The organism is Streptomyces graminilatus, from assembly GCF_001418565.1.
In the GTDB taxonomy this organism is placed as follows: domain Bacteria; phylum Actinomycetota; class Actinomycetes; order Streptomycetales; family Streptomycetaceae; genus Streptomyces; species Streptomyces graminilatus.
Genome location: NZ_LIQQ01000437.1, coordinates 1 through 3813, shown reverse-complemented (window position 1 = coordinate 3813; position 3813 = coordinate 1). Strand labels below are relative to the sequence as shown.

Sequence of the window (3813 nt, the reverse complement as noted above, 5' to 3'; positions counted from 1 at the left end):
CGGCGGCGCTGTACGCGGCAGGGGCACACGTCTCCGCCGTGGTGCTGGCCGGGCTGCTGGCGGTCTACCACGCCCTGTCGTGGGACCGGGTGGCATGGCTGCTCAGAAACTGAGCCGCCACGCCACCCCCGCACCCCCCTCCGCCCTCTACAGCCCCACGGGAATTGCACCTAGCATCGGCACATGCGCTTATGGCGGAGGCATGACAAGGCCACACCCCTGGACTCGCTCCCCCGCGACCCGCGAGCCGACGAGTACCCGATGCCCGTCGTCCCGTACGGCTGGTACGCCGTGCTCCGCAGCGCCGAGCTGCGGCCGGGCAAGGTCGTCAGCCTTCACTACTTCGGCCGGGCGCTCATCGCCTTCCGGGGAGCCGACGGGCAGGCGGCGGTCCGGGACGCGCACTGCCCCCACTACGGCGCCCATCTGGGCGCCGGCGGCAAGGTCGTGGACGGCACGGTGGAGTGCCCGTTCCACGGCTGGAAGTTCGGCACGGACGGCCGCTGCGTAGCGGCACCCTTCGCCGCCCGCACCCCCAAGGTGTCCCTCGGCGGATTCCCGGTCCGCGAACACAGCGGGCTGGTCCTCGTCTACGTCGGCCCGGACGAGCAGCCGTCGTGGGAGGTGCCGGAGGTCCCCGAGACACGGTCCCGGGACTTCAGCACACCCATCGACGACGTCTGCCGGGCCCGCATCCACATCCAGGAGATGCGCGAGAACATCGTCGACGAGTCTCACTTCCACTTCATCCACGGCCAGCCCGAACCCGCCGTCCAGGACTGGCGCCAGGACGGCCCGTACGCCGAGGCGCGCGGCAGGATCGCCCGGCGCGTCCTCGGCTGGGACATCGACAACTCCTTCGACGCGTTCATGTACGGCCCGGGCGTGATGGTGGTCCGCTCCCACGGCCCGCTCCTGTCGGTGACGGCGATCGCCCTCACGACCCCGGTCGACGACACCACGAGCGAACTCCGCACCTTGTTCTACCTGCGCACGCCGCCCCAACTCCGCTTCCTCACCCCCCTCTTCAAGCTCGTCTTCCGCAGGGAGGCCCTGAGCGAGGTCCGCGAGGAGGTCGAGATCTGGGACCACAAGATCCACCAGGCCCGTCCGGTGCTGCTCCCGCACGAGAAGGGGATCAGGGTGCTGCGGCGCTGGTACGCGCAGTTCTATCCCAGCTGATCAGGGCTTCGCCGCCTTGGCGGATCGGGCCGCCGACTGGGCCGACGCAGCCACGGGCCGAGCCGCTGCGGCCGACTCGGCCATCTCGGCCGGGACCATCTTCTTCAGATCCTGCCATTTCGTGTCGAGCCCGCTCAGCTCGCCGGAGACACGGCGCAGTGCGTCCAGGACCACGCTCAGGAACTCCGAATTCCTTCGTTTGTCATCCGCGGCCCACTCATCCATCCTGCACCGGTCGTCCTCAAGCAGAGCGCCCAGTTCGATGTGCAGCTTCTTCAGCGGAGAGCGGATCTGCGCGACAGCCTCACCGAACCCCGCGGGCATTCCCTGTCGCGCACTCGCCAGAGAATCCAGTGCGAGCAGACCGTCGGAAAGGGCCACCGCCTGCGCCTGAAGCTTTTTCACCTCGTACAGGATGCCGCCCGGCTCGAATATTTCCCTTCCGGCGTACGGCGAGTTCAGGGAGTAGTCGACTCCGAAGTTCTGGGCGATGTCCATCACCTCGTGCAAGGTGTGGTAGGCGAATTCCGTGGTGTGGTCGTAATGGAGCCGCCAGAACGAGAATATCCCCCAGGCCACGGCGGCGATCTCCTGCTTCGTCGCGTTGCTCGACTGCGCCAGCTTGAACATTCGGGCCGCCGTGTACGACTGGCCCGCCCAGACCGGAATGCTGTGCTCGCGGGCCAGTATGGTCGTGGCCGAGTTCTCGTTGCGGGTGGACGGGTGCACCTTGACGCTTCCGTCCGGCTTTAGCACCGGATTCTGGCCGCGGTCCTCGACGCCCAGCCGGCGTAGGCCCTTGTTGTCGACCTCGGCCGTGCTCACGGTGTCCTCGGCGACGAGTTCCGGCGTCTGACCGGTCCCCATCGTGGGAGGGCTGTAATAGATCCTGCCGAAATACTCCATGAGATCGTGCAGCACCATCATCTTGTCCCGGAAACCGAAGTTCTCGGGGTTCTTGAGCACCGCGAGCATTCCGCCGTTCGCCGGTACCGTGGTCGCCAGTGCGGCGAGCGGAGCGTCGGGGGCGAATTTCGGGTTGGAGGGCTTGAAGTGCCCCAGATAGGTCCCGACCTGCTTCCCGGCCTTGGCCGGGTCATGGACAAGCTTCTTGGTCACCGGGTCGAACACAGGAATGCCGGACTTCGCTCTGATGACGGGCTGCGATTCCAGATGGGAAATACCCGTGGAGAGCTCTTCCTTCAGCACCTCGAACTGACGTGCCGTGAATTTGGACCTCAGACCTTCCGTCTTCGCGCAGATACGCATCAGCAGGGAGTTCAAAAAGTATTCGATCTTACTCCCGTCCTGTATCTCGCGCGCTATGTCCTTCTCGGCTTTCCGCCTCTGCTTGGCATAGACCCAGCCCATGAGCCCGCGCGCCAGTTCGGTGACATCGTTCACCCTGATGTCGTGGTTCTTGGCCCCGAAGGCCGAGGTCGTCCCGACGTCCTCGTTCAGAACGGGGTGGTGTCCGCTGAAACCGACCGGGGAAACGATGGCCCTCCTCAACTGGTGGGCGATCCTCGACCCCTGCGACGAGTAATCCTTCCACTCGTCGGGGGTCAGATCGGCATCCAGGATCATCTGCTCCCACAGTTCGCCGACCATCAAGTCCACCGTGCCCCTCTTCTCGTCGTCGGACAGCCCTGCGGTCGCTGTCGCGTACTCGTCGGAGTAGTCGCGGTTGGCGACGATGAGGGTGCGCTGCACGGCCGGGGCCGTGCCGACTTCGGGCGCGGGGTCGACTGCGGGGGCGGCGGGCGTGGACGCGGGCGCGGCGCGGGACATGACGCGGCTCGCGTTCGCCTCGGCGGCCCGTTCGAACGCGTCCGAGGGATCCGAGAGCCGCAGCCCGCCCCCGCTGTCGGTACCGGCGACCGGCCCCCGCCGCTGCTGGATGACGTGCGTCAACTCGTGCGCCAGGGTGTGCTTGTCCGCCCCTCCGGCGCCGATCACGACATGGTTGCCGCTGGTGTAGGCACGGGCCCCGATCTCCGTGGCAGAGCGGGCCGCCGCCGGGTCGTCGTGCAGGCGTACGGAGCCGAAGTCGGCGCCGAGGCGGGCCTCCATCTCGGTGCGCACGGGTCCGGCCAGGGCACGGCCCGGGGACCGGAGTACGTCGGACACCGTGGAACGCTGCACGGTGGGCGGCGCGGACACCGACGCCGGTGCCTGGTCGCCGCACGACTCATCGTGCTGGTGGTGATGGCGCTGCTGCTCCAGCAGCCGGGCCACCGCCGCATTCCCGATGGTGCGTTGGAGGGCCAGCGCCATAGCGGGCGACAAGGTGCTCCCGGCCCCGGCGGCCCGTGCGGCAACGGCTCGTACGGCCGCGTCGGCCGGGGTGTCCGCCGTACGCCTGTCGCGCGCGCTGCCCAGCCGGTCGGCTCTGCCGGCGCGGTCGGCACGGTCGGCACGGTCGTCGTCCGAATGCTCTGCCTGGTCGCGCACAGACTCCCGCTTTCCCGCCGTCGCACCGTCCGGGTCATGGCTTGCCCGCGCTCGGGGCTGTTCCCTGGGGCTGTCCCCTAGAGATATCGCTCCGTCGCCCGCCCGGGAAAGGGCCATGAGGGCAGCCGGAAGAGCAGCCTCCGGGGCCCCGCCCGGCCTGACCCGGCCCGGCCCGGC

At 68.5% G+C, this 3813-nt stretch carries 2 protein-coding genes; one reads left to right on the top strand and one right to left on the bottom strand.

Going from position 1 to position 3813, the window contains the following annotated elements; translation table 11 throughout:
* Positions 1–183 precede the first annotated feature (183 nt).
* Positions 184–1182 (top strand): Rieske 2Fe-2S domain-containing protein, encoded by a 999-nt coding sequence (locus tag AOK08_RS31725; protein ID WP_241827169.1) that lies wholly within the window; start codon positions 184–186, stop codon positions 1180–1182.
* Here AOK08_RS31725 and AOK08_RS48970 read toward each other — a convergent pair whose 3' ends face one another.
* Positions 1183–3636 (bottom strand): eCIS core domain-containing protein, encoded by a 2454-nt coding sequence (locus AOK08_RS48970; protein WP_055532515.1) that lies wholly within the window; start codon positions 3634–3636, stop codon positions 1183–1185.
* Positions 3637–3813: the final 177 nt, after the last annotated feature.

Bases quoted from the DNA above. Each gene is read 5' to 3' on its own strand.
- AOK08_RS31725 (WP_241827169.1), top strand. From the start codon at position 184: ATGCGCTTATGGCGGAGGCATGACAAGGCCACACCCCTGGACTCGCTC.